The organism is Larsenimonas rhizosphaerae (assembly GCF_023700005.1).
GTDB lineage: Bacteria > Pseudomonadota > Gammaproteobacteria > Pseudomonadales > Halomonadaceae > Larsenimonas > Larsenimonas rhizosphaerae.
In genome coordinates this window covers 1490254-1514436 of sequence record NZ_JAMLJK010000001.1, presented here as the reverse complement: position 1 = coordinate 1514436, position 24183 = coordinate 1490254, and the positions used below count along the sequence as shown (strand labels likewise).

General features: G+C 58.4%; 22 protein-coding genes. 6 read left to right on the top strand and 16 right to left on the bottom strand.

Features of this window, described 5'->3' with window-relative positions; all coding sequences use genetic code 11:
* The 5 genes from NAT21_RS06890 to leuC all read right to left on the bottom strand — a co-directional run bounded on the left by NAT21_RS06890 (nucleotide 1) and on the right by leuC (nucleotide 6582).
* Nucleotides 1-2004 (bottom strand): type IV pilus assembly protein FimV, encoded by a 2004-nt coding sequence (locus NAT21_RS06890; RefSeq protein WP_250936616.1) that lies wholly within the window; start codon nucleotides 2002-2004, stop codon nucleotides 1-3.
* Nucleotides 2005-2109: 105 nt separating this feature from the next.
* Entirely contained in the window at nucleotides 2110-3231 is a 1122-nt protein-coding gene (gene asd / locus NAT21_RS06885; RefSeq protein WP_250936615.1) for an aspartate-semialdehyde dehydrogenase, read from the bottom strand.
* A 52-nt stretch (nucleotides 3232-3283) separates the two neighbouring features.
* Entirely contained in the window at nucleotides 3284-4372 is a 1089-nt protein-coding gene (gene leuB, locus NAT21_RS06880; protein ID WP_250936614.1) for a 3-isopropylmalate dehydrogenase, read from the bottom strand.
* A 114-nt stretch (nucleotides 4373-4486) separates the two neighbouring features.
* Nucleotides 4487-5137, bottom strand: a complete 651-nt coding sequence (gene leuD, locus NAT21_RS06875) for a 3-isopropylmalate dehydratase small subunit (RefSeq protein WP_250936613.1) — start codon at nucleotides 5135-5137, stop codon at nucleotides 4487-4489.
* Nucleotides 5137-6582 (bottom strand): 3-isopropylmalate dehydratase large subunit, encoded by a 1446-nt coding sequence (gene leuC, locus NAT21_RS06870; RefSeq protein WP_250936612.1) that lies wholly within the window; start codon nucleotides 6580-6582, stop codon nucleotides 5137-5139. Before leuC ends, leuD begins: the two co-directional genes overlap by 1 nt.
* Before the next feature lie 178 nt (nucleotides 6583-6760).
* On the opposite strand from leuC, the gene NAT21_RS06865 reads away from it, so the two are divergent.
* Together NAT21_RS06865 and NAT21_RS06860 are read left to right on the top strand one after the other, a co-directional pair.
* Nucleotides 6761-7669, top strand: coding sequence for a LysR family transcriptional regulator (locus tag NAT21_RS06865; RefSeq protein WP_250936611.1), 909 nt, complete (start codon nucleotides 6761-6763; stop codon nucleotides 7667-7669).
* 94 nt (nucleotides 7670-7763) lie between these two features.
* Complete coding sequence (locus NAT21_RS06860; protein WP_250936610.1) at nucleotides 7764-8735, top strand: nucleoside-specific channel-forming protein Tsx; 972 nt, start codon at nucleotides 7764-7766, stop codon at nucleotides 8733-8735.
* A 68-nt stretch (nucleotides 8736-8803) separates the two neighbouring features.
* On the opposite strand, the gene epsC is transcribed toward NAT21_RS06860, so the two are convergent.
* The 3 genes from epsC to prmB form a co-directional block, all read right to left on the bottom strand.
* Entirely contained in the window at nucleotides 8804-9613 is an 810-nt protein-coding gene (gene epsC, locus NAT21_RS06855; protein ID WP_250936609.1) for a serine O-acetyltransferase EpsC, read from the bottom strand.
* A 65-nt stretch (nucleotides 9614-9678) separates the two neighbouring features.
* The gene (gene aroC, locus NAT21_RS06850; protein WP_250936608.1) at nucleotides 9679-10773 is read right to left on the bottom strand and encodes a chorismate synthase; all 1095 of its coding nucleotides are present in this window, start codon (nucleotides 10771-10773) and stop codon (nucleotides 9679-9681) included.
* A gap of 47 nt (nucleotides 10774-10820) precedes the next feature.
* Nucleotides 10821-11789: a 50S ribosomal protein L3 N(5)-glutamine methyltransferase gene (prmB, locus tag NAT21_RS06845; RefSeq protein WP_250936607.1), complete on the bottom strand. Its 969-nt coding sequence runs from the start codon at nucleotides 11787-11789 to the stop codon at nucleotides 10821-10823.
* A 156-nt stretch (nucleotides 11790-11945) separates the two neighbouring features.
* On the opposite strand from prmB, the gene NAT21_RS06840 reads away from it, so the two are divergent.
* Entirely contained in the window at nucleotides 11946-12539 is a 594-nt protein-coding gene (locus NAT21_RS06840) for a Smr/MutS family protein (protein WP_407658220.1), read from the top strand.
* Here the strand turns inward: NAT21_RS06840 and NAT21_RS06835 are convergent.
* Entirely contained in the window at nucleotides 12524-13462 is a 939-nt protein-coding gene (locus tag NAT21_RS06835; protein WP_250936606.1) for a patatin-like phospholipase family protein, read from the bottom strand. The genes NAT21_RS06840 and NAT21_RS06835 overlap by 16 nt on opposite strands.
* A 22-nt stretch (nucleotides 13463-13484) precedes the next feature.
* Complete coding sequence (locus NAT21_RS06830) at nucleotides 13485-14387, bottom strand: alpha/beta fold hydrolase (RefSeq protein ID WP_250936605.1); 903 nt, start codon at nucleotides 14385-14387, stop codon at nucleotides 13485-13487.
* 209 nt (nucleotides 14388-14596) lie between these two features.
* Here NAT21_RS06830 and NAT21_RS06825 point away from each other — a divergent pair, with 209 nt between their 5' ends.
* Nucleotides 14597-15544: an AEC family transporter gene (locus tag NAT21_RS06825; RefSeq protein ID WP_250936604.1), complete on the top strand. Its 948-nt coding sequence runs from the start codon at nucleotides 14597-14599 to the stop codon at nucleotides 15542-15544.
* On the opposite strand, the gene NAT21_RS06820 is transcribed toward NAT21_RS06825, so the two are convergent.
* The 4 genes from NAT21_RS06820 to NAT21_RS06805 are packed head-to-tail and all read right to left on the bottom strand — an operon-like array spanning nucleotide 15536 to nucleotide 18945.
* Complete coding sequence (locus tag NAT21_RS06820; RefSeq protein ID WP_250936603.1) at nucleotides 15536-15850, bottom strand: antibiotic biosynthesis monooxygenase family protein; 315 nt, start codon at nucleotides 15848-15850, stop codon at nucleotides 15536-15538. The two genes, NAT21_RS06825 and NAT21_RS06820, sit on opposite strands and share 9 nt — an antisense overlap.
* A complete protein-coding gene (gene sixA / locus NAT21_RS06815) occupies nucleotides 15850-16347 on the bottom strand; it encodes a phosphohistidine phosphatase SixA (protein WP_250936602.1) in 498 nt (165 codons plus the stop codon). The genes NAT21_RS06820 and sixA overlap by 1 nt, the downstream gene beginning before the upstream one ends.
* Nucleotides 16344-17444: an NAD(P)H-dependent glycerol-3-phosphate dehydrogenase gene (locus tag NAT21_RS06810; protein WP_407658219.1), complete on the bottom strand. Its 1101-nt coding sequence runs from the start codon at nucleotides 17442-17444 to the stop codon at nucleotides 16344-16346. Before NAT21_RS06810 ends, sixA begins: the two co-directional genes overlap by 4 nt.
* A gap of 40 nt (nucleotides 17445-17484) precedes the next feature.
* Nucleotides 17485-18945: a protein adenylyltransferase SelO gene (locus tag NAT21_RS06805; RefSeq protein WP_250936601.1), complete on the bottom strand. Its 1461-nt coding sequence runs from the start codon at nucleotides 18943-18945 to the stop codon at nucleotides 17485-17487.
* Between the two features lie 178 nt (nucleotides 18946-19123).
* Here NAT21_RS06805 and NAT21_RS06800 point away from each other — a divergent pair, with 178 nt between their 5' ends.
* On the top strand, nucleotides 19124-19792 hold the full coding sequence (locus tag NAT21_RS06800) for a response regulator (protein WP_250936600.1): 669 nt from the start codon (nucleotides 19124-19126) through the stop codon (nucleotides 19790-19792).
* 17 nt (nucleotides 19793-19809) lie between these two features.
* A complete protein-coding gene (locus NAT21_RS06795) occupies nucleotides 19810-21252 on the top strand; it encodes an ATP-binding protein (protein ID WP_250936599.1) in 1443 nt (480 codons plus the stop codon).
* Here the strand turns inward: NAT21_RS06795 and NAT21_RS06790 are convergent.
* Both NAT21_RS06790 and htpG read right to left on the bottom strand, forming a co-directional pair.
* A complete protein-coding gene (locus NAT21_RS06790) occupies nucleotides 21240-21962 on the bottom strand; it encodes a protein bax (RefSeq protein WP_250936598.1) in 723 nt (240 codons plus the stop codon). The genes NAT21_RS06795 and NAT21_RS06790 overlap by 13 nt on opposite strands.
* A 303-nt stretch (nucleotides 21963-22265) precedes the next feature.
* The gene (gene htpG, locus NAT21_RS06785) at nucleotides 22266-24149 is read right to left on the bottom strand and encodes a molecular chaperone HtpG (protein ID WP_250936597.1); all 1884 of its coding nucleotides are present in this window, start codon (nucleotides 24147-24149) and stop codon (nucleotides 22266-22268) included.
* Nucleotides 24150-24183 lie beyond the last annotated feature (34 nt).

Sequence of the window (24183 nt, the reverse complement as noted above, 5' to 3'; positions counted from 1 at the left end):
TCAATTCGTCTCGTAACGCTCCAGCAGGTGACGCGCAGCATCCCTTGACGCCGGGTCACCGTCATCCATGACGTCGAACAACAGGGCCATGGCCTCGTCGGCCTTGTCTTCCTCAAGGAGCAAATGGGCTCGGGTCAACCGCTCATCAGGGGCGGTATCCGCAAGACTGCCATTATCCTGATCAAGCCCATCAAATGCCACCTCCTCCAGCGCCCAGGTCGGTGAATCGCTGTCGACAATATCAGACTCACCATATGACCCGGCCGTATCCATCACCGATGATTCGGCAAGTCCACCATCACCGCCTTCAAGCGTCAGCGGCGCACCTGCCATGAAATCACGCCCGGTCAATGCCATGGCGCGCTTTCGTATCTCATCGTCATCATGAGTGGCAAGTACATCTGCATGCTGTTCCAGCTCATCGCTTAGACCCAGCGCTGCCAGCACTTCCATCAGCTTAAGACGCGTTCGAGGCCGACCTGCAGTACCCGTCAGCTCACCTTCCAGCATTTCACGAGCTGCATCGAGACGCCCATGTGAAATAAAGATATCCACGATATCCTGCTGTTCGCTTTCAGGAGGAGCCTCTGCTTTTTTGGCCCCCGAGCCCATGGTGAACTCCAGTTCAGGCATGGCCGGGGATGGTGTGCTGAAGGGCGCGGGGGCATTGTCGGTAGTTTCGGGCGTAGCCTGCTCCGTCTTTCCTGAAACCTCCCTGTCAGCAACCGCCTTTTCAAAGACATCCTCGACTGCTGCAGCGTCAAGCGGTGCTGCCACCTTCAGAGCATCTACTACAGGTGCATTTACGACCGGCTCAGAGGCTGCATGCCGGGGCGACGGCGTGACAGGCTCAGGAGCATGGGGTGCCTGCTGAATAACAGGCTCCACGACGTCCTCGTTCTGTTCGCTGATACGGCGCCTACGTCGAAGAACCAGCAGGCTGCTCAGTGCAATGACCAGAAAGACCGCGCCGGCGGCCAGCATGCTGTCACCGACCTTCCACCGAGAGGTATCAGGCTCGGCCAGGCGCTGAGAAACAGACGATGACTGTTGATAGGCAAGCTGATCGAGACGCTTGCCGAGGCGTGCCTCTTCTCCGGCCAGCCGGGTTTCGAGCGCTTCAAGTGAGGAGCGCGCCTCTGCCTGGCGCGCCTCCACTATCTGAAGGCGATTTTGCCACTCGGACAATCTGGCCCCCCAGGTCGCGAGATCATCCAACAGGGCCGTGCGACTTTCCAGTTGATCCAGCCGGGCAGACACATCACCGGCGAGCGGCAAATCAGGGACAGGCGAGGCGTCAGCCGGTGTTTTTTTCAAGGCAGCTGCAAGACCTGTCCGTACCTGTGCAGTCGGCTGTGAGAGCACACTGCCTTCACTCGGAACAACCAGCGGACCAAAGCGCTTGAGAGGTTGTTCAAAGGTGGACAGCGAGGGATTGGCCTGCATGAGTGCCCACTGCATCTGCGCCGGCGTCACGCTGCGTTCGTTGGCAAGGCGAGCGGCGACGGCGGCCAGATCCTCACCCTTGCGCGCCTGGGCGGTGACCGGCCAGGGCACCACACGGGCATCCGGCACTGGAGATGGCGCAGGGAGCGATGCTGACCGAACACCCTCCGGGTTCAGGCCCGGTAGAAACGCCACATGACGCTGAAGCTGCCCTCCGGGCCAGCTTATATCCAGCACGGTATCCAGCACCGGCTCTCGCAGAGGCGCACGCCCTACAATGGTAATCTGCAGATTCCCCGGCCCACCGGTCACGGCAAAATCAAGCGTATCGGTTTGTGCCGTACGAGCAAGACCGGCCTCATTGAAGCGGGCAGCGCTGGCCAGGCCGACATGGATGTCATCAGCCGTCAGGCTGCCGGTGTCTGTCAGTGGTAATGCAGCAGCCAGAGGCATGTTCAGGGAGGAACTCAGACGCGGCTCCCCCACACCAAGAGCCCATGCCGGGGAGGCCGACAGAAACAGCGAAACAAGCAGCATGCGACCTGCAAAATGGTTCATGGCAATCCTTGATAGCCTGCCGCACAGCGGCCGTAAGCAGAGTTCGGGATCGCATACCAAAACGCCTCCCGAAGGAGGCGCAGTACCGCAGGCACACTGAGTGGCTTAAAGCCCCTTGTGCTCCCTGAGCACCATCAGCATTCGTTTGAGCGGCTCGGCAGCGCCCCACAGCAGCTGGTCACCCACACTGAACGCCGTCAGATACTCTCCCCCCATGGCCAGCTTGCGCAACCGACCGACAGGGACATTCAGCGTGCCGGTCACTGCGGCTGGCGTCAGTGAAGACAGGGTATCTTCCTTGTCGTTGGCCACGACGCTGACCCACTCGTTGTGCCGTGCAATGCGATCCTCGATTTCATCCATCGGCACATCCCGGGTCAACTTGATAGTGAAGGCCTGGGAGTGAGAGCGCATGGCTCCGACACGCACGCACAAGCCGTCGATCAGAATCGGGCGGTCACCCGTGCCAAGAATGCGGTTGGTTTCCACACCCCCCTTCCATTCTTCCTTGCTCTGGCCGTTATCCATTTTCTTGTCGATCCAGGGCAGCAGACTGCCGCCCAGCGGGGCACCAAAATGATCGATAGGGAAGTCACTGCCCCGCATTGCAGCGGTTACCTTGCGATCAATGTCCAGAATGGCCGCGCTGGGGTTGGCCAGATCACTGCGCACCACATCGCCAAGTTGCCCCATCTGTGACAATAGCTCACGCATGTTCTTCGCACCGGAACCGGAAGCAGCCTGATAGGTCATGGAGGTCATCCACTCGATCAGTCCGGCGTCGAACAACCCTCCCAGCCCCATCAGCATCAGACTGACCGTGCAGTTGCCCCCACAGAAGGTCTTGCAGCCATCACTCAACTTCTGGTCAATCACCTTCCGATTGACCGGATCCAGCACGATGGCAGCGTCATCGGCCATGCGCAGGGTACTGGCAGCGTCGATCCAGTAGCCATCCCAGCCGCTGTCGCGCAGGGGCTGATACATGCTGGAGGTATAATCGCCACCCTGGCAGGTAATGATAACGTCGAGGGATTTAAGCGCTTCGATGCTGTGGGCATCCTGCAATGGCGGAGCATCCACTCCAACCTCCGGCGCAGGCTCCCCCACCTGGGAGGTAGAGAAAAATACCGGCTCGATGTGCTTGAAATCACCGTCTTCCTGCATGCGCTGCAACAGCACGGACCCTACCATGCCGCGCCAGCCAACAAATCCAGTCCTTAACATATCCTGCTCCCGTTGTTATTCGTCAATGGTGTTATCAGCGTCGGCGCCTTCTCTACTGACTGTCCTGCTCAAACGCAGCCACCACGGCATCACCCATTTCCCGGGTCGTGACCTGGCGTGTGCCGTCATACGCAATATCTGCCGTACGCAGGTTATTATCCAGTACACGCCCGACGGCCCGCTCGATACGATCCGCCATCGCCGGGGCATTCAGTGAATAGCGAAGCATCATGGCCACTGAAAGAATAGTGGCCAGTGGATTGGCCAGGCCCTGCCCGGCGATATCCGGAGCACTGCCATGGCAGGGCTCGAACATGCCGCAGCCATGCTCATTGAGCGATGCAGAGGGCAGCATGCCGATCGAGCCGGTCAGCATGGCGGCCGCATCAGACAGAATATCGCCGAACATGTTGCCGGTGACGATGACGTCGAACTGTTTCGGTGCCCGTACCAGCTGCATGGCAGCGTTGTCGACATACATGTGAGACAGCTCGACCTCCGGGTATTCCGGAGCCAGTCGATTCATGACCTCACGCCACAGGATAGTGGCCTCCAGCACGTTGGCCTTGTCAACGCTGCACAGCCTGCCGCCACGCTTGCCAGCCATGTCAAAGGCAATTCGACCGATCCGCTCGACTTCCTTCTCATCATAGATATAGGTGTTGTAACCGTAACGCGTGCCGTCCTCGCGCTCGCCGAACCCACGCGGCTGACCAAAGTAAATACCACCGGTCAGCTCACGGACAATCATGATATCCAGCCCTGACACCACTTCCGGTTTGAGGCTTGATGCCTCGGCCAGTTGCGGATACAGCAGCGCCGGGCGCAGGTTACCAAAGAGATTGAGCTCCTTGCGAAGAGCCAGCAGCCCCTTTTCAGGACGCTTGCTGATATCTTCCATCGTATCCCACTTCGGCCCGCCAACGGCCCCCAGCAGAATAGCCTGGGCACGCCGGGCACGCTCCAGGGTTTCATCAGCCAGTGGCACGCCATGCCGGTCAATGGCAGCACCGCCTACAATATCGTGCTCGATGGTGATATCGAGCCCCTGCGCCTGACAGGCTTCCAGTACCCTGACCGCTTCACGGGTAATTTCAGGGCCGATCCCGTCGCCGGGAAGTACCAGAATATGCTGACTCATTCCTTTGCCTCTTGCTCATGACTATAAAAAATGAGCGCACCATGCGCTCATTGACGGTTGACGGACAGTGCAATGGGGCACTGTCCGGAGGCTGTTCAATGTGCACTCATTACATCAGGCGACCGGCGCCCGAAACAACCACGGGTTGTTCTGACGGTAGGTGGTTTCAAACTGCTTGATCGCATCTGCCTGCTGAAGAGTCAATCCAATGTCATCCAGCCCGTTTTCGAGGCAGTACTTGCGGAATGAATCCACCTCGAACGCCAGCGTAGTGCCATCCGGGCAATGGATGACCTGCTCGGCAAGATCGATATCAAGCCGGTAACCCGGTGTGGCTTCAACCTGCTTCATCAGCGACTCGACCTGCGCCTCGCTTAACGTGATCAACAAGAGACCGTTCTTGAAGGCATTGTTGAAAAAGATATCTGCAAAGCTTGGGGCAATGATGACACGGAACCCGAAATCCTCCAGCGCCCAGGGGGCATGCTCACGCGAGCTGCCACACCCGAAATTGCTTCGCGTCAGCAGAATGCTGGCATCCTCGTAACGCGGCTGATTGAGGACAAACTCGGGGTTTTTCGGACGATTGCTCGCATCCTGTCCCGGAAAGCCTTCGTCCAGATAGCGCAGTTCATCAAACAGATTGGGGCCAAAGCCGGTTCGCTTGATCGATTTCAGAAACTGCTTTGGAATAATCAGGTCAGTATCAACATTGGACCGGTTCAGCGGTGCAACAAGACCGTCATGGCGTACAAACTTGTTCATCAGGCTGTCTCCCTTTCCGGATTGAAGGACCACTCTCGAATATCCACGAAATGACCGGCAATCGCGGCGGCGGCAGCCATCGCAGGGCTCACCAGATGCGTCCGACCGCCATACCCCTGACGCCCTTCAAAGTTGCGGTTCGACGTCGAGGCACAGTGCTCGCCCGCGCCAAGCTTGTCAGCATTCATCGCCAGACACATGGAGCAGCCAGGCTCGCGCCATTCAAAGCCGGCCTGCTTGAAGATGGTATCCAGCCCTTCACGCTCGGCCATCCGCTTGACCAGCCCCGACCCCGGCACCACCATCGCCTGCTTGATGCTGGAGGACACATGATGCCCTCTGACCACTTCAGCGGCAGCACGAAGATCCTCAATACGCGAGTTGGTGCAGGAGCCGATGAATACACGATCAAGGTGAATATCCTTGATGTTCTGACCACCATGAAGCCCCATGTATTCAAGCGCACGCTCGATGCCGCGCCGACGCGGCTCATCACTGATGGAGGCCGGATCAGGCACCTGACCGTTGATGCCAGTAACCATTTCAGGGCTGGTTCCCCAGCTGACCTGAGGCTCGATCTCACTGGCATCAAGCGTTACGACCTTGTCAAACACGGCATCCCTGTCCGAGACCAGATCCTGCCAGGCAGCTACCGCCTGCTCCCACTGTTCTTCGGTCGGTGCAAACGGACGCCTGGCGACGTAGTCGATCGTGGTTTGATCCACGCCTACCAGACCAACACGTGCCCCGGCTTCAATGGCCATGTTGCAAATGGTCATGCGACCTTCCATGGACAACCCGCGAATGGCCGAGCCGGCAAATTCAATCGCGTACCCTGTACCGCCCGCCGTCCCGATACGAGCAATCACGGCCAGCACGATATCCTTGGCAGTGATGCGCTCACCGAGCTCACCATCGACCTGAATCAGCAGGTTTTTCATCTTGCGCTGAATCAGACATTGGGTAGCCAGCACGTGCTCAACCTCGGAGGTCCCGATACCGTGCGCCAACGCGCCAAAGGCACCGTGCGTGGCGGTATGAGAGTCACCACAGACCACGGTCATTCCCGGCAGTGTTGCCCCCTGCTCGGGACCGACCACGTGCACGATACCCTGCCGCTCATCATTGATGGAAAACTGCTCGATATCAAAGGAACGGCAATTGTCATCGAGGGTCTGCACCTGGATGCGAGAGACTTCGTCCTCGATCCCGCCAATGCCGACACTGCGCTCCTTGAGCGTGGTAGGCACATTGTGATCCGGCGTGGCCAGGTTGGAATCCAGCCGCCACGGCCGGCGCCCTGCGAGGCGCAGACCTTCAAAGGCCTGCGGCGAGGTCACTTCGTGAAGCAGTTGGCGATCGATATAAATAAGCGATGTGCCATCGTCGCGCTGCTGCACCAGGTGGCTGTCCCACAACTTGTCATACAGGGTACGTCCTGCCATCTCTCTCTCCCCAGCCCCGGTCAAGGCTGTCGCCCTTGTTTATGGGCAGCCAGTACGGCCATCGTCAGGCTGCCTCGGCGGGCCGGCATGGCCCGATATCATGGGATCAACGGTAAGGCCGTGCTACCATAAAATCAATTCATGTTTTTTATCCCATGGATTCCAGTAAGGAATAGCAATGGATACACAAAGCCTGAAGGCCTTTCTGGCCGTGGCGCAAACCAGCTCCTTTTCCCAAGCGGCCGAACAGCTTCACCTGACGCAGCCCGCCATCAGCAAGCGCATTGCCGTACTTGAAACACAGGTCGGCAGTAGACTGTTTGACCGCATCGGCAGACGAATCAACCTGACCGAAGCCGGACGCCTGCTGATGCCTCGCGCTCACCAGATTCTGGCCATGTTCGATGACACTCGACGGGCACTCTCCAACCTGCAGGGGGATGTGCAGGGCAGCCTTGTGCTGGCTACCAGCCACCATGTCGGCCTTCATCGCCTGCCGCCACTTTTGAAGCACTTTACCCGCAAACACCCTGCCGTACGTCTCGACATGCGCTTTCTGGATTCTGAAAAAGCCTATGCCGGCGTACTGTCAGGCGATCTGGAGCTGGGCATCGTCACCATGTCCCCTGCCCCCAACCCCGCCCTTGTCAGCGTTCCGGTCTGGACAGATCGGTTGCGGTTTGTCTGCGCGCAGGATCACCCCCTGGCAACACATCCCGTCAGTCAGCTGGCTGACCTGTCACATTATCCGGCCGTGCTCCCCGGCGAAATGACCTTTACCCGCGGCATTGTGATGGAAAGCTTCGCACGAGAGCAGCTAAATATTGATGTGGCGATGTCGACCAACTATCTCGAAACCCTCAAGATGATGGTAACCATCGGTTTGGGCTGGAGCGTCATGCCAGAGACCATGATCAGCGATGATATGGTCGTCCTGCCGCTGGAGCACCCGCCCATCGAGCGCCCACTGGGCTATCTGTTTCATCGTCACCGCACACTGTCCAATGCGGCCAGGGCCATAATCGATCTACTGGAGCAGGCACGGCGATTGCCACATGCCATTAATGAAGCGCAGCAATCTGCTTGAATTTCAATGGATAGGCGGGCAATCTTGGCGTTCTGACCAGATGATCAGATCTTACTGATACTGGCACGACAACGACAATAATCGGTTACCTACCATGACATTGAAAACCTGCTCCCGCGCTGACGGCCATGTCAGGGCCTTTCCTCTTGCACGTACCCTGCCGTTACTCGGCGCGCTCACCTTGCTGCCATTGACCTCACAGGCCGCAGATCAGGCCACCGGCGAAGATGCTGCCGGCCAGACTGCCAGTTACGAAACCACCGAGCAGGCACCTCGCAGCGAATACCTGTCTAACTGGTACAACCAGAATATCACCATCATCGGCAGCAAGAATATTCGTTTTGGTCCACAGCAGGTTGATGACATCTATCTGGAATACGAATTCTTCGGTCGCAAGGGACCCTGGGATCTGTACGGCTATATCGATCTACCCAAGTTCTTTGGTACGGGTAATGGGGCCGACAGCGGCATTTTCGACAACGGCTCTCCCCTGTTTGCCGAGCTTGAACCTCGCCTGTCCCTGAACAAGGTCAGTGACATGGATTTGAGTCTGGGCCCCATCAAGGAATGGTACCTGGCCGTGGACTATATCTTCGACTGGGGCCACAACTCGAATAACCGTCAGAGTACACTGTATGCCGGGATTGGCACCGATATTGACACGCATACCCCGGTCGGCCTGTCATTCAATTTCTACAAGCGCTACCAGGGTGATAACTACGGCGCCGCCAATGAAGATCAGTGGGACGGCTACCGGGCACAGGCCAAGTACTTCCTGCCGCTGGCCACCTTTGGCAACGGTGCCAAGCTCGATTACGTCGGGTTCACCAACTACGATTTCGGCTCGGACCTGGGCGACCGCGATGCCTCACGCACCAACGAATCCGTAGTGGCCACCAACGTATTGCTGTATTCATTCACGCACCTGAGGTTCATGGCCGTGGCCCGTTATTTCCATAATGGGGGTCAATGGAACGATGATGCCGAGTTGAACTTCGGTGATGGGCCGTTCCACGTTCGCTCCACCGGCTGGGGCTACTACCTGGGTGTCGGCTGGCAGTTCTAAAAAAGTATCCGGCATGAAAAAGGTCGCCTTCCAGGCGACCTTTTTTATTTACAACAGTATTCCTGTTACTAACGCCCACTGGCTGACTGCCAGTCAGAGGCATCAGGTACATCCCGTTCAAAGGCACCATGCTCAAGCGTGACGGACGGACTCGGGCATCGAGGCCGGCCTACTCGCCGAGCAGGAACGCCTACCACCGTCGTGTGAGGTGCCACATCATCCAGCACCACACTGCCCGCGCCGATCTGCGCGCCTGAGCCGATCATCAGATTGCCCAGCACAGTAGCACTGGCACCGATCAGTACGCCGTGCTGCACTTTTGGATGTCGGTCACCGGCTGTCTTGCCTGTTCCGCCCAGCGTAACACCCTGCATGATCGACACATTATTGCCGACCGAGGCAGTCTGACCGATAACAATACCTGTCGCGTGATCAAACATGACACCGTGCCCGATCGGGCACGCCGGATGAATATCCACCCCGAACACTTCGGAACTACGGTTTTGCAGCATGCCGGCCATCATGACGCGCTTATCCTTCCACAGCACGTGTGCACCGCGGTGAACCTGCAGGGCGATAAACCCCTTCTGGTACAGCACCACGGCCAGAGCGGACTCTGCAGCCGCATCACGCTCCAGAATTGCAGTGATATCAAGCACCGCATGGTCCAGCAGTTCGGGATGCGCCTGGTAGATTTCCTGGAACAGCGTCAGCAGCGACGTCAGCGGCAGCATTTCATTGGCAAGCTTGCGCGCCAGCACATTGGCCATTATGCCGGCCAGATTACGGCACGACAGTACCTGCGAGTGCATGGCCGAGGCCAGCAGCGGCTCGGTCGCTACAACATCCCCTGCTTCCCTGCAAAGAGTGTCAAACATGTGTTGGTCACACACAGTCATCACGGTGTCCTGATCAAAGCATCGATGGGCAATAAGATAGCAGACTACTCTTTCATGCCAAGGACCGGTGTGCTGACCTGAACATCGGCGTTCTGACCACGGTGACGCATCAGATGATCGGCCAGCGTCAAAGCCATCATGGCCTCGGCGATGGGCGTGGCACGTATGCCGACGCACGGGTCATGTCGCCCCTTGGTGATGACATCAACGCCATTGCCATGCACATCGATGGACCGTCCGGGCGTGGTAATGCTGGAGGTCGGCTTCAGCGCCAGATGCACGACCAATGGCTGGCCCGATGACAGGCCGCCCAGTACGCCGCCGGCGTGATTGGATAAAAAGCCTTCCGGCGTCATTTCATCTCGATGCTCACTGCCGCGCTGGGATACGACGTCAAAGCCATCCCCGATTTCAACGCCCTTGACGGCATTGATCCCCATCATGGCGTGAGCCAGGTCAGCATCCAGCCGATCAAAGACCGGCTCTCCCAGCCCGACCGGCACATTATCTGCCACCACGGTGATACGCGCGCCCACGCTGTCCTGATCACGACGAAGCTGGTCCATATAGGCTTCAAGCTCGGGCACAATATCAGGGTCCGGTGAGAAGAACGGGTTATCGTTGACTCCTTCCCAGCGCTTGAAGGGAATTTTTATCGGCCCCAGCTGGCTCATATAACCACGGATAATGACGCCGCGGGTTGCCAGAAACTTCCTGGCAATGGCACCGGCAGCCACTCTCATGGCCGTTTCACGTGCACTGGAGCGCCCACCACCACGATAATCCCGCTCACCGTACTTGTGGTGATAGGTATAGTCTGCGTGGGCCGGACGAAAGATATCCTTGATGCTGGAATAGTCCTTCGAGCGCTGATCCGTATTTTCGATCAGCAGACCGATACTGGTCCCGGTAGTACGGCCTTCAAATACACCGGACAGGATACGTACCTGATCCGGTTCGCGCCGCTGGGTGGTATGGCGCGACGTCCCAGGGCGACGCCGGTCAAGATCCCCCTGCAGGTCGGCTTCACTGAGCTCGATGCCCGGTGGGCACCCATCAACGATCGCGCCCAGCGCAGCACCATGACTTTCACCAAAGGTGGTGACCGTAAACAAGCGGCCAAAGGTATTTCCAGACATGAAAGATTCCTGATCGAGCAATAAGACAGGCGCCGCCTGCCATCGGTTTAGATCGCCAGTATGTCCTGACAGATCACCAGGGCGTCGAAGGTCAACGCGAACACGCCCTCACCACCGCGTTCAAATGAAAGCCAGTGAAACGGCACGTCCGGGAAGGCCGCCTCAAGGTGCTGTGCCGAGTTGCCGACCTCGACAATCAGCACTCCCTGAGGGGTCAGGTGCCGGTGAGCATCCGCCAGGATTCGACGCACGATATCCAGCCCGTCATCGCCGGCTGCCAGCGCGAGCTCCGGCTCATGACCGAACTCGGCCGGCATGGTGGTCATGTCACGCGCATCAACGTAAGGCGGATTGGAGACAATCAGATCAAATCGCTCTCCGGCCAGATGATCAAATACATCGCTATGCACGGCACTGACCCGACCACCGGTATCAAAGCGATCAATATTGCGTCGTGCCACCGCCAGCGCCTCATTACTGATATCAGACAGCACCACCTCGGTAGTGGAAAGCACCATCGCCGTGGCAATACCAATACAGCCGGACCCGGTGCACAGATCCAGCACGCGCGCTGGTGGCGCGTCGTCAAACCAGTCGATGAACCCCTCTTCGATCAACTCGGCAATCGGGGAACGCGGAATCAGCACATCCGGCGTTACTTCAAACGGCAGTCCTGCAAACCAGGCTTCTCCCAGCAGGTACGGCAGGGGTTCGCGCTCAAGCGCCCGACGACGAATCAAGGCGATGATCCGGCGGCGCTCGGCCATCAGAACACGCGCATCGATGACAGCAGGATCCACATCATGGGGAAGATGAAGTGCTCCCAGAACAAGTGCGACAGCCTCATCCCAGGCAGATGCCGTACCATGGCCATAATAGAGCCGGTGGGCCTGAAAGCAGCTCAGGGCAAGACGAATACAATCGCGCAGCGTGACCACTTCATCGGCCAGCGTGGCATCATCCAGGGCAAGTACATCGACCGGGGCAGTAGCCTCCGGAAAGGAAGAAGAAAGCACCTAAGGGCTCCTGACATTCATGCGTGGGCACCCCGCAGGGTTTTGGCCGTCAGTTTAACCGCCCGATGCGCCCTTGTCAGGCGTCGGCGTTTTACAGTGTTCCATCCAGGCTTATACTACGGGGCAGGTCCTGCTCGAAACGGGCGACTTCCATTCATGCCGCGATATACCGACGAGTACCCCATGTCGATTGATGACCCTGACGATACCGATCTCTTTTATAACAACATGAAAGGCATGGGCGTTCGCCGGATACAACACAACAGGGCCTCCCTGCCCCGAACACAGCCTCCCATCGACCGGCGTGCACGGCGCGCAGCGGCGGAATCCCATAATGATCCAACCTCGGTCTCAAGCCGCACTTCCGATGGCCGGGTGCTGCCGGTGCGCCCGTCCGAGTCACTTCACTTTGCCCTGCCGGACATGCCCTACCGCACGTTGCAGCAACTCAGGCGCGGTGCCATCAGCTGGCAGTCCGGGCTTGATCTTCATGGATATACGGTCGATGAGGCACGGCTGGAACTGGAAGGATTTTTGAGCGAAGCCGTGGGCAAGCAGCTTCGTTGCGTCATTGTGGTACACGGCAAGGCTCGCTCCGGCATCGCCGGGTATCCGGTCATCAAAAGCCATGTCAATGCCTGGCTTCGCGAACTTCCCGAAGTGCTGGCCTTCTGCTCGAGCCTTGAGAAGGATGGTGGAACCGGTGCCGTTTATGTGCTGCTCAAGCGCCGGGGTCAGGCTTCACTGTAACCGGCATTGAACCGGTCCAGCGCATCACGGGCCAGGTGACGCCCCAGCTCGATCATGGGGCCGGCGCGCTGGAATTCGTGAGAGCCACAGACCGACTTGGGAATATTGACCAGCACGTCCGGCGGATAACCGGCAATCTTGTACTGTGCCAGGGCGGCCTGAGTAATGTCGAAGGAGCGCAGCATCAGATCGAGCTTGCCCCAGGCACGTTCGGCACGTCCCTCCGGCTCGGCCTGCGATTCGGAAGCAGCCACCCCGTCATCGCCTGCTCCAGCAGGCATCCAGCGCTGCTTGACCAGAGCAATCCAGCTTGACCTGTCCTCGCGCGGTGTCGGCAAGGCCACCGGCAACAGCTCTTCCAGCGTCACGTTACGGGGCGACGGCGCTGTCGCGTTGACGGCTACAATCCACTCGGCACTGGCGGCCATGGCCGGAATGATCGGCAGGGGATTAAGCAGCCCGCCGTCCGCCAGCAGGCGACCTTCATGGCGCAGCGGCGTAATGAGCCCGGGAATGGCAATGGAGGCCCGAATGGCCTGCAGCAGCGAACCACGCTGAAACCACACTTCGCGCTGGGCACTCATGTCAGTGGCTACTGCCGTAAAGGACAGCGGCAAGTCCTCGATGCAGATATCACTGAGCAGGCATTCAAGCCGTCCCATGATCTTGGTGGCCCGCATGGCCCCCATGGCTCCCCAGGCAATGTCCACCAGCCGCAATACATCCAGAAAACTCAATCGAGTAACCCAGTCCCGGTACTCTTCCAGCCGCCCGGCAGCATAGATTCCCCCGATGACTGCGCCCATCGAACATCCTGAAACAGCGACTATTTCATGCCCTCGCGCCTCAAGCTCGTCAATGACCCCGATATGGGCGTAGCCTCTCGCCCCGCCACTGCCCAGCACCAACGCAATACGTGCCATGTCCTGCCCTCTGTCGTGCGCTTTACATACTATCGACACTGCCGGTTCGGAAATGAAACAGCGACGCCACCTCGTCGATACGATCCAACTCAAGATGCAGGTGATGCCCCCCCAGGAGGCAGTGCCGTGTCAGGGTCGGCAGGCACGCCCGCGAACGCACTGCATGAGGGGCTTCACCCAGAATGCCCTGATCGGCTTCAATCAGCGCAACCGGCACTGTCACTGACTGAAGGATGGCATCGCGCTGGGCAGGCGTGAAGCGCACCAGTGACGGGCGCATTAATCGTGGATCAGTCCGCAGACGCACGGCACCATCAATGGCTTCCAGATTGCGGGGAACCAGTTGCCAGGCCACATCATCATCAACGGCCGTCACTCCACCTTTCACCCGCGCCCTCACTGCTGCCTGAGGATCCGGATAAGTGGGGCGCCGGGGAGTCGAACGACGCAGGCCACGAATCCCCCTTTTCAGCTGCTCAGCGGCCTCCGAGGCCGGTGTAGTCAACATGCCCAGACCATCGATCAGCCATAACTGCCGGATACGCGTGTCAGCCAGACTGGCAAGCAGCGCCACACTGGCCCCCATGGAATGGCCGATCACCGTGACCTCGTCCTGTGTGTAATGATCCAGAGTATCCAGCACATCCTGAACATAGTCCCACAGGGCATAGTCAAGCCGCCCGGGGAGCCAGTCGGAATGGCCGTGACCGGACAGATCGAGCGCCACCAGGTAGATGTCATGCTGGCAAACCAGGGCCGGCGCCAGCCGGGAATAGCTCATGGCATTATCCAGCCAGCCATGAAGCGCGATAACAAGAGGTGCGCCAGCACGCCCCCAGGCAAGACCTGCCAGCCGACCATCGGCAAGGCTGACAGGGTGTGGAGCTACGTCATCGGGAAGGGATCGATTAAAGGAAGTCGTCATGGTCAGCTCAAGGTTCATCACAAGAATAGGCGGCAGCAGCCACATCACGTAAACTGCCTCGCGCCGGAGCCCCGGTACGTTATTGCCGCTAAAACAAGGAGTGTCTCATGACTTCAGGACCTCGTCGCCCACGCCGCTATGGCCTTTTCTTGATCGTCGTGGTGATTGCGATCGCCTATGCCTTCATGACGCTGCCCGGATAATCTGCCATGCCCCTGTTATCGCTGTTGATCGAAACCCTCAATATTACCCTGCCGGTCTTTGCGATGGTCATTCTGGGGATCGTGCTTAAAAGATTGAACTGGATTGACCACGCCTTCATCGATACCGGATCATCACTGGTATTCAAGGGTGCAATGCCCACGTTGATCTTCATCAGCATTGCTGATGCCGACTTCAGTCAGGCCTTTCGCCCTGCCGTTATTCTTTATTTTGTCATGGCCACTGTCATCAGCTTCATGCTGACCTGGGGCTGGGCCTGCCGGCGAATCCCCCCGGCGGATCGAGGGGTATACGTTCAGGGAGCCTTTCGTGGCAACTGTGGCATCGTGGGGCTGGCACTGGCTGCCAGCATGTATGGCGATACGGGGCTATCCATCGGCGGCATTCTGGCCGGTGCCGTCATTGTCATCTACAACGTGCTGTCGGTCATCGTGCTGGCGCTTTATCAACCGGGCGCTCGCATCAGCCCTGTCAGCATTGCGGCACGGATTGCCAAAAACCCGCTGATCATTTCCGTTCTGGCAGCACTTGGGTTTGTTGCCACAGGGCTGCACCTGCCCCAATGGCTGCATACGTCAGCGGAATACTTTGCCCGCATGACCCTGCCTTTGGCATTGATATGCATTGGCGGCACCCTCTCTCTGGCGTCGGTCATGCACGCCAGCCGGGAAGCGCTGGGGGCCAGCCTGATCAAGATGGTCGCCATTCCCCTGGGAGCCGTATCGGTGGCTGCCCTGCTGGGCTTTCGCAACGAGGAGCTTGGCATCCTGTTTCTCTATTTCGCCAGCCCCTCGGCCGCAACCAGCTTTGTCATGGCCAAGGCGATGAACGGTAACCATGTCCTGGCAGCCAACATCATCGCCATCACCACCCTGTCGACCGGCCTTGTCATCACCCTCGGGATCTTTTTACTTCAGGCCGGCGGATTACTCTGAGTGATCGGAGTCGATGACCACATCGAACTGCTCAAGGCCTCCGCCGTCACCGAACGCCTCTTTCGGCATCGGATCGGCGTGGGCCTTGCGAAAATCATCGCTGCCGACCCATTGCCGGAACGCCGATTCATTTTCCCATTCGGTTTCGACCACCCATGGCGTTGATTCTTCGGCTGGACGCAGGATACGCATCCTCACAAATCCGGGCTGGGCATCAATCTGGCCGGCCCGGGCGCGAAACCGACGCTCAAACTCCTCGTGCCACGCTGCCTTGACCGGTACGCGATTGGTAACGATATAACTCATTAATGATCCGGCCTCTCAATCTGATTCGGTGATTGATGAACCCTGAGCGTGGCACACCCGGCTGCCCATACCTCGGATTCAAGAGCCACGATATCTGCCGTACCCAGCGGTAGTCTGGCATGGGGACCACCATCCACCAGACGCCCCACCAGATCGGCCACCAGCGGCATATGACTGACCAGCAGCCACGGGCTGCCGTCGGAGGCATGCTCGGCCAGCCAGTCAATGGCTGACTCGGCTGGTGCATCCGGCGTGATCAGGGGCAATGCCAGACTGGACGACAGCCCAAGCGTACGCGCCACGATATCGGCGGTCTGACGGGCACGCTTGTAGGGGCTGGCAATGATGTTGAGCTCCGCCATCTCGTCGTCGCTCAAATAATGTTTCAGCCACTGTGCTGTTCGATGTGCTTCTTCTTCGCCCAGCGGTTCCAGCGGGCGGGACGCATCCGGCGTACCCGACGCGGCTTCACCGTGACGCATGACAAACAGTTTCATGAGCGAGACTCCTGATTGGTTTTGGACAACGTATGATGGTCCCGCTGTGCATCCTGCCGGGACAATGTAAATTCAACGTCACTGCTATGCTCGCTGCGCATCAGGGAAAGCCCCATTTCCGAAGGTGGCACCCCATTGAACAGCACATGATAAAGCCCGCTGGCCAGCGGCATGTAAATCCCCTCACGCTCGGCACGCTCATGCACGAGACGCACGGTATTGACCCCCTCGGCCACCTGACCCAGCGAGGCTACGGCATCTTCAAGCGCCACACCCTGCCCCACGGCAAAGCCGATCCGATAGTTGCGCGACAGTTCGCTCGAGCAGGTCACGATCAGGTCACCGACGCCGGCAAGGCCCAGAAAGGTCAGCGGGCTGGCCCCCAGGTTGACGGCAAACCGGCTCATTTCCGCTAGTGCACGTGTAATCAGCATACTCTTGGTATTGGCGCCCATACCCATGGCGGCCGCCATACCGACGCCAATGGCATAGATATTCTTGAGTGCTCCACCCAGCTCTGCGCCATATCGGTCATTGCTGGCATAGACGCGAAAGTAGTCGCAACTCAGACTGGCCTGCGCAGCAGCGCGTGTATACCCATCATCACTGGCCACTACAGTAGCCGTCACATGCCTGGCAGCCAGTTCGGAAGCCAGGTTGGGACCGGACAGCACCCCGATATGCCGACTGGGCGTTTCCTCGACGAGGATCTCGCTCATCAGGGAAAAGGTACTCTCCTCGATCCCCTTGGTAGTGCTGAGCAATACCTGATCAGCCTTCAGCCACGGGCGAGCCTGGCGCACCACCGTGCGAAAATGCCCCGAGGGTATGGCGATCAACACCAGCTCGGCATCTTCCAGCACCCATTGCATGCAGGTCGAGGCCCGCAGGGACTCGTGCAGCTCAATATCCGGCAGGTACCGTGAATTGTGATGACGAGCGGTAATCTCATCAGCCAGGGCTGCATCACGCATCCACTGGCGCACGCGGGCACCCTTGGTCGCAGCAATGCTGGCCAGCGCCGTGCCAAAACTTCCGCCGCCCAGCACGGCAATCCTGCCTGGCGCCGGGCGACCCTCTTCATTCATGTCAGTCATTAGGCTGTTGATACCTTTGCAAAAAATCCGGTCAGCCCCATCAGGAGGAGCAGGACATGGCCACCGATACACTGCCCGGCGCAGGCGGTGCCTGCCAGTCACGCAGCCCGCCGCTCATGGGAGTAAAGGGGGCCTGCAGGCAGGCACGATACTCACTCAGCAGACGCGTATCACCGTCAGTGGCTGCGTCGATGACTGCCTGTATATGATGCAAGCGTAATACATTGCAGGGATTACAGCTGCGCATTGCCGTATGACGCTCTTCCTGTGTACGGGTTTCCAGTGACAGGCGATGATCATAGGCATCCAACCAGTCTGATACCACCGACTCCGGGGCGGCCACTACCTGTGCCACCGCCTGACGAGACTCAGAGCTGCCATCATAGTCACACAGGGCACGAAAACTCAGGTGATAATCTGCCTGATGATCGGCCAGCAGCGTCAACCAGTCCTGACACAGCTGACTGTCACCTGCATCGATACCAGTCAAACCAAAGCGTGCCCGCATACGCTCTGCGAATCGTGCCTGAAGTACCGCTTCATAGCGTTGCAGCGAGGCCTCAAGCTGCTCCTGAGGCGCACAGGACACCAGTGACTGCGCCAGGCGCACCAGGTTCCAGAGCGCAACCCCCGGCTGCTGATTAAAGGCATAACGCCCGCTACTGTCCGTCAGATTGGGAACACGGTCGGGAATATAGGCATCCAGAAACGTATAGGGGCCATAATCCAGCGTCAGTCCCAGGGCGGACATATTGTCGGTATTCATGACAGCGTGAACAAATCCGTACGCCTGCCAGTCGGCCACCAGCTGCGCCGTGCGCTGAACGATATCGTCAAACAGGGCGGCGCCGGGCGCCTCTACCCCCGCCAGATGTGGCCGGTGACGCGCAATCACATGATCAATCAGGGCCTGAAGTTCTTCGGTTCGACCACTGAATCCCAGCCATTCAAAATGGCCGAACCGCACATGGCTCTCGGCCACGCGAAGCAGCGTGGCACCGGGCTCTACGCGCTCACGCCTGACATGTTCATCATTGACTGCCACGGCCAGGGCTCGTGTAGTAGGAATACCAAGCCCGGCCATGGCCTCACTGGCCAGATACTCCCTCAGGCTGGAACGCAGGACTGCATTGCCGTCACCAAACCGTGAAAAGGGAGTCTGGCCGGCCCCCTTGAGGTGAAGATCCATGCTTCCTGATGGCGTAACAACCTCGCCCAGTAGCAACCCGCGCCCATCGCCCAGCGCCGGATTATAGGAGCCAAACTGGTGGCCGGTGTACTTCTGCGCCAGAGGGTCAGCCCCGGCCGGCAGGGACTGGCCGGACATGACGCCAAGCAGCTCCGGGTCATCGGTCTTCAGCCCGGACAGCCCCAGAAGTTCGGCACAGGCAGGGCTGACATCCAGAATCCGTGTTCCGGCGCGCGGCACCGGCATCTGACGAACATAGAAGGTGTCCGGCAAACGCGTATAGGCATTGTCGAAAACAAGCTGGCTGAACATACGACTCCAGAGTGTCAGGTAAACAGGCCATCAGTATGACATTGATCCGGTCATCCGCCGAATCAGCACATGCAGGTGCGAACCGAACCGGCGACACGAGCCCGCTCTGCTGGTTTAATGTAACGTTAAGGCACGAAGGGCACAGTGCGTGTTTCAGACAGGCTACAGGACTCATGCGATGCGTGTACTACTGGTAGAAGACGATCCACTGCTCGGAGATGGCGTTCGCACCGCACTTGTGCGCGAGGGCTACATGGTCGACTGGCTGACCGACGGTCGACAGGCTGACGACGCACTGCGCTGCAACGAATTCAGTGCCGTGATTCTGGATCTGGGATTGCCCGGCATGGATGGCATGGAAGTACTGACACGTCTGCGTCGCCGAGCAAATCTTCCGGTATTGATTCTGACCGCACGCGATCATGTCGATGAGCGTGTTGCAGGGCTGGATGCCGGGGCCGATGACTATGTTCTCAAACCCTTCGAGCTCGATGAACTGCTGGCCAGACTGCGCGTTGTCATCCGTCGGGCCAGCGGCCGGGCACGCCAGGTCATCGAACTGGGCGCGCTGGCCATTGATGAGGCACGCCATGAGGTGACCTGGCAGCAGCGTCCGGTCTCACTGAGCCGGCGGGAATATGCCCTGCTGCGTGAGCTGGCCAATCATCCGGGCCAGGTTCTGACTCGGCCTCAGCTTGAAAATGTCCTGTATGGCTGGCAGGACGATATCGAGTCCAACGCGCTCGAAGTCCACATTCATCACCTGAGAAAAAAGCTGGCTCCCGAACTGATTCTGACGCTGCGCGGTATCGGCTACCGTCTCAATGACCAGTTGATTACTGCCTGACGCGACCGGAATACACCATGAAGTCCATCAAGCGCTATCTGCACCGCACCATTACCCTGACACTGCTGACCGGTGCCGGGCTGGCCATCACGGCAGCCTATTTCACCAGCCAGCATGAGATGGATGAGATGTTCGATGCCGAACTGGCAAAGTTCAGCCGGATTGTCTCGGGGCTGCACCAGGGCAGGATGGACAATCTGGATTACCGGCGCATCGCCCGGCAGTTGAATCAACCCAAGCATCCGGCCCGTTATTACACGGCCGATGGTCAATTGACACCGGTTGACCCGACTGCGGAAGCACAGGCAGTCCGCTATTACGATGAAGAGCGGATGATCTCGATAGGTTTCTGGAACAGTGCCGGACACCCACGCGTGCTGGATGGCGAGTGGCATGACAACGGGCCCTTTCCGGCACCGACCGAAAGCGGATATCGGTGGCAGGAATACGACGGGCAGTCATGGCGCGTCTTCAGCATGCCCCTGCCCGACGATGAGGGCTGGATTTCCATCGGACTTCGCAAGAAATTCGAGCGGGAACTGGCTCGCAAGATTGCACTGAGCAATACACTGCCCTACGTCATTGCCATTCCGCTGCTGGCCCTGTTGATCGGCATGCTGGTCCTGCGCGGCCTGCAGCCACTGGAACGGCTGTCACGCCAGGTCAGCCGCCGCCATCACAAGGCACTTGATCCGATCACCGAGCAGGTACCTCTGGAACTTGAACCGCTCAGGGAAGCGCTCAACACGTTCATGAGCCACCTGCATACCACGCTCGAGCGGGAGCGACGCTTCACCTCGGACGCTGCTCATGAACTTCGGACGCCGCTGGCCAGCGTCAAGATTCACCTCGACAACGCCCGGGTCGCCGACCCTGAAGCCAGGCAGTCGCTGAGCAAGGCCTATCAGGGCATCGAAAGGCTGCAGCGAGTGGTAGAACAGCTGCTGACCCTGGCACGGCTTGAACATACTGCCGCACAGCGTCAGGAACGCATCAACCTGTATCCGCTGGCCGCCCAGCTGGCCGGGGAACTGTGGCCCTGGGCAGACTCGCGTCAGCAGCAGCTGGTGATTGATGGCGAACAGCGGATCGAAGTGGTCGGAAACGCGACCGAAATCGGCGTGCTGATCCGTAATCTGCTGGATAATGCCCTGCGCTACAGCCCTCCCGGCACGACAGTGACCCTGTCACTTCACCACACTACCTCTCACGCCATTCTTGATGTACTGGATGAAGGTCCGGGTGTGCCAGAGGACGTGCTGTCCAAAATGACCGAGCGCTTTTTTAGACAAAACCACCAGCATATGTCCGGCAGCGGGCTGGGCCTTTCCATTGTCAGTACGCTGGCAAGACAGCAAGGGGCTGAGCTGTCGTTTTTCAACCGGGAAGAAGGCGGCCTGTGTGCCAGAATGGCCTGGCCACTGACCGCTCCTGAGACACCCGATCCTCAGGCGGTTTGATCATCCCTTATACGCTTGATCAATGCCGCGTTATCGCCCAGCAGGGAGCGTAGTGCACCGAGATAGGTACTGCCTCGCGTGGAATACCGATGCAGCGTCGGAATCAATGCCTCGGCCCTGACCGAATGCCCAGCCTGTACGAGCGTCGCCCGGCGCACTCTCATGGAATGATAGGCCCGGTGGGTATTGAGGTTATTGAGGTAGGCATCAACGCTTGCCTGAATACTCTCGAAGCGCTGGAACCGACGGGAAGTACCGCGCTGCGCCATGCCACACTCGGCGCCGAAACAGCGCAGGCCAAAGAGGTTATTGCCATCTCGTGCCAGGCGTGATGTGCCCCAGCCCGACTCTTCCACGGCTTGAATCAGCACCAGCGGCATGGGCACGGTATTCACACGCTCGAGCAGCCTGTCCCAGGGAGGAGCGCCCCTGCCATCGCATGCCACCTTGTAGGACTCACACAGACTCACCAGCCGGATCTGATCGTTAATGCTTGAAAGATGATGCGTTCGCGCCGACATCAGCCACTGGCGATCATCCGCAATGCGTTGATTGGCAGTCTGAATGATCGGGATCAGCAGATTGAAAAATGCCGCCTTGCGGCGTGGTCCTGCAGGGTACTGACGCAGATCCGGCATATCGATTGTACCGGATTCAGTAAAGGCATCTGCCTGCGCCGGCGCCAGTGGCAACGTACACACTGCCGCCATGATGAGTGCAACACATGCCTTCCACATAACAACATACCACTTGAGAGGGATCGCGATTTTAACAGCATTTCGATGCCGTTGAACGTGTGATCTATCTTAAAATCATGCCGAAGGGAGTATATGGTCTGACCCTGTCAGGCCATGTGCGGCAATTTCAGGAAACACTCAGAGCTGTCAACGGTCGTCGCCACGGCGCCCGGATGTGTATCAATCAAAAGATGCAGGCCCGGCGACACAATCGCCACCGATGTCAGACATGAAAGGGCCCGCATGATGCGGGCCCTTGAACTCGCCATGAAACGCTTACAGCGCCAGCAGCTTGTTGAGCCGTTTGACATAGGCAGCCGGGTCATCCAGCTGGCCACCCTCGGCCAGAATTGCCTGATCCAGCAACACTACCGCCATGTCATTGAAATGCTCATCGTTCTGGCCATCCAGGCGATTGACCAGTACGTGATTCGGATTGATTTCAAGGATGGGCTTGACGTCCGGCAGTGGTTGACCGGCCGCTTCCATCATCCGACGCATCTGATAGCCCATTTCGTTTTCAGGCAGTACGACACATGCCGGAGAATCGGTCAGACGATGAGTCACGCGGACGGACTGAACGCGCTCTTCCAGAGCCCCCTGAAGACGACCGACCAGACCTTCCTTCGCTTTCGCACTCTCTTCCTGCGCCTGTTTCTCTTCTTCGTCTTCAACATCGCCAAGATCAAGATCACCCTTGGCAATGTCGGCAAACTGACGACCATCGTATTCGGTCAGATGGCTCATCAGCCATTCATCAACCCGGTCGGACAGTAGAAGCACTTCCACGCCCTTCTTGCGGAAGATTTCAAGGTGCGGAGAGTGGCTGGCAGCATTGTAGCCATCGGCCACCAGGTAATAGATCTTCTGCTGACCTTCCTTCATGCGCCCGATGTAATCCTCGAGGGACTGATCCTGCTGCGCGCTGTCGGAATGGGTCGAGGCAAAACGCAACAGACCGGCAATCTTTTCGCGATTGGCGTAATCCTCACCCGGGCCTTCCTTCAGCACCGAACCGAACTGGGTCCAGAAGGTTTGATAGGCCTCGGGATCCTTCGACAGCTTTTTCAGCATGTCCAGGGAACGCTTGGTCAAGGCTGACTTGATCGACTCTACCTTGGGATCCTGCTGGAGAATCTCGCGGGATACGTTAAGGGATAGATCGTTGGAATCGACTACCCCCTTGATAAAGCGCAGGTACAGCGGCAGGAACTGCTCGGCGTCATCCATGATGAAGACACGCTGAACATACAGCTTCAGACCACGGGCACCATCACGCTGATAAAGGTCAAACGGAGCACGGCCAGGCACGTACAGCAGACTGGTGTATTCGAGCTTGCCTTCTACCTTGTTGTGGCTCCAGCCAAGCGGGTCGGTATAGTCGTGCGACACATGCTTGTAGAAGTTCTTGTATTCGTCATCAGTCACCTCGCTTTTGGGTTTGACCCACAGCGCCTGTGCTTCGTTGACGGTTTCCCAGGTAACGGTTTTTTCACCCTCGTCGCTTTCCTGGGTTGTCGGCATCCGAACGGGAATGTCGATATGATCGGAATACTTTCGAATCAGTGACTTCAACCGATAATCATCGGCAAATTCGGTTGCATCGGACTTCAGATGAAGTTCGATCTCGGTGCCATGTACCGGCCGCTCGATGGTTGAAATGGTGAACTCGCCTTCACCGCGAGAGCGCCATTCCACACCGGCTTCCTGCTGATCACCGGCCTTGCGGGTACGAACGACGACTTCATCAGCCACGATAAAGGCTGAATAGAATCCGACGCCGAACTGACCGATCAGTCGTGCGTCCTTTTGCTGCTCACCGGAGAGCTGCTTGAGAAATTCAGCCGTACCGGAGCGTGCAATGGTGCCCAGATTTTCGATGACATCATCGCGATTCATGCCAATACCGTTGTCACGCAGGGTCACGGTATTGTTTTCACTATCATGTTCGATTTCGATGCGCAGCTCGGAATCGTTTTCATACAGCGCATCGTTGTTCAATGCCTTGTAACGCAGCTTGTCACAGGCATCGGCAGCATTGGACACGAGCTCGCGCAGGAAGATTTCCCGGTTGGAGTACAGCGAGTGAATCATCAGATTCAAAAGCTGCTTCACTTCCGTTTGAAAGCCGAGAGTCTGTTCGTCGGTGGCAGTAGTCATTGACCCATCCTCGTTCGATCAAGGGTAATCATGC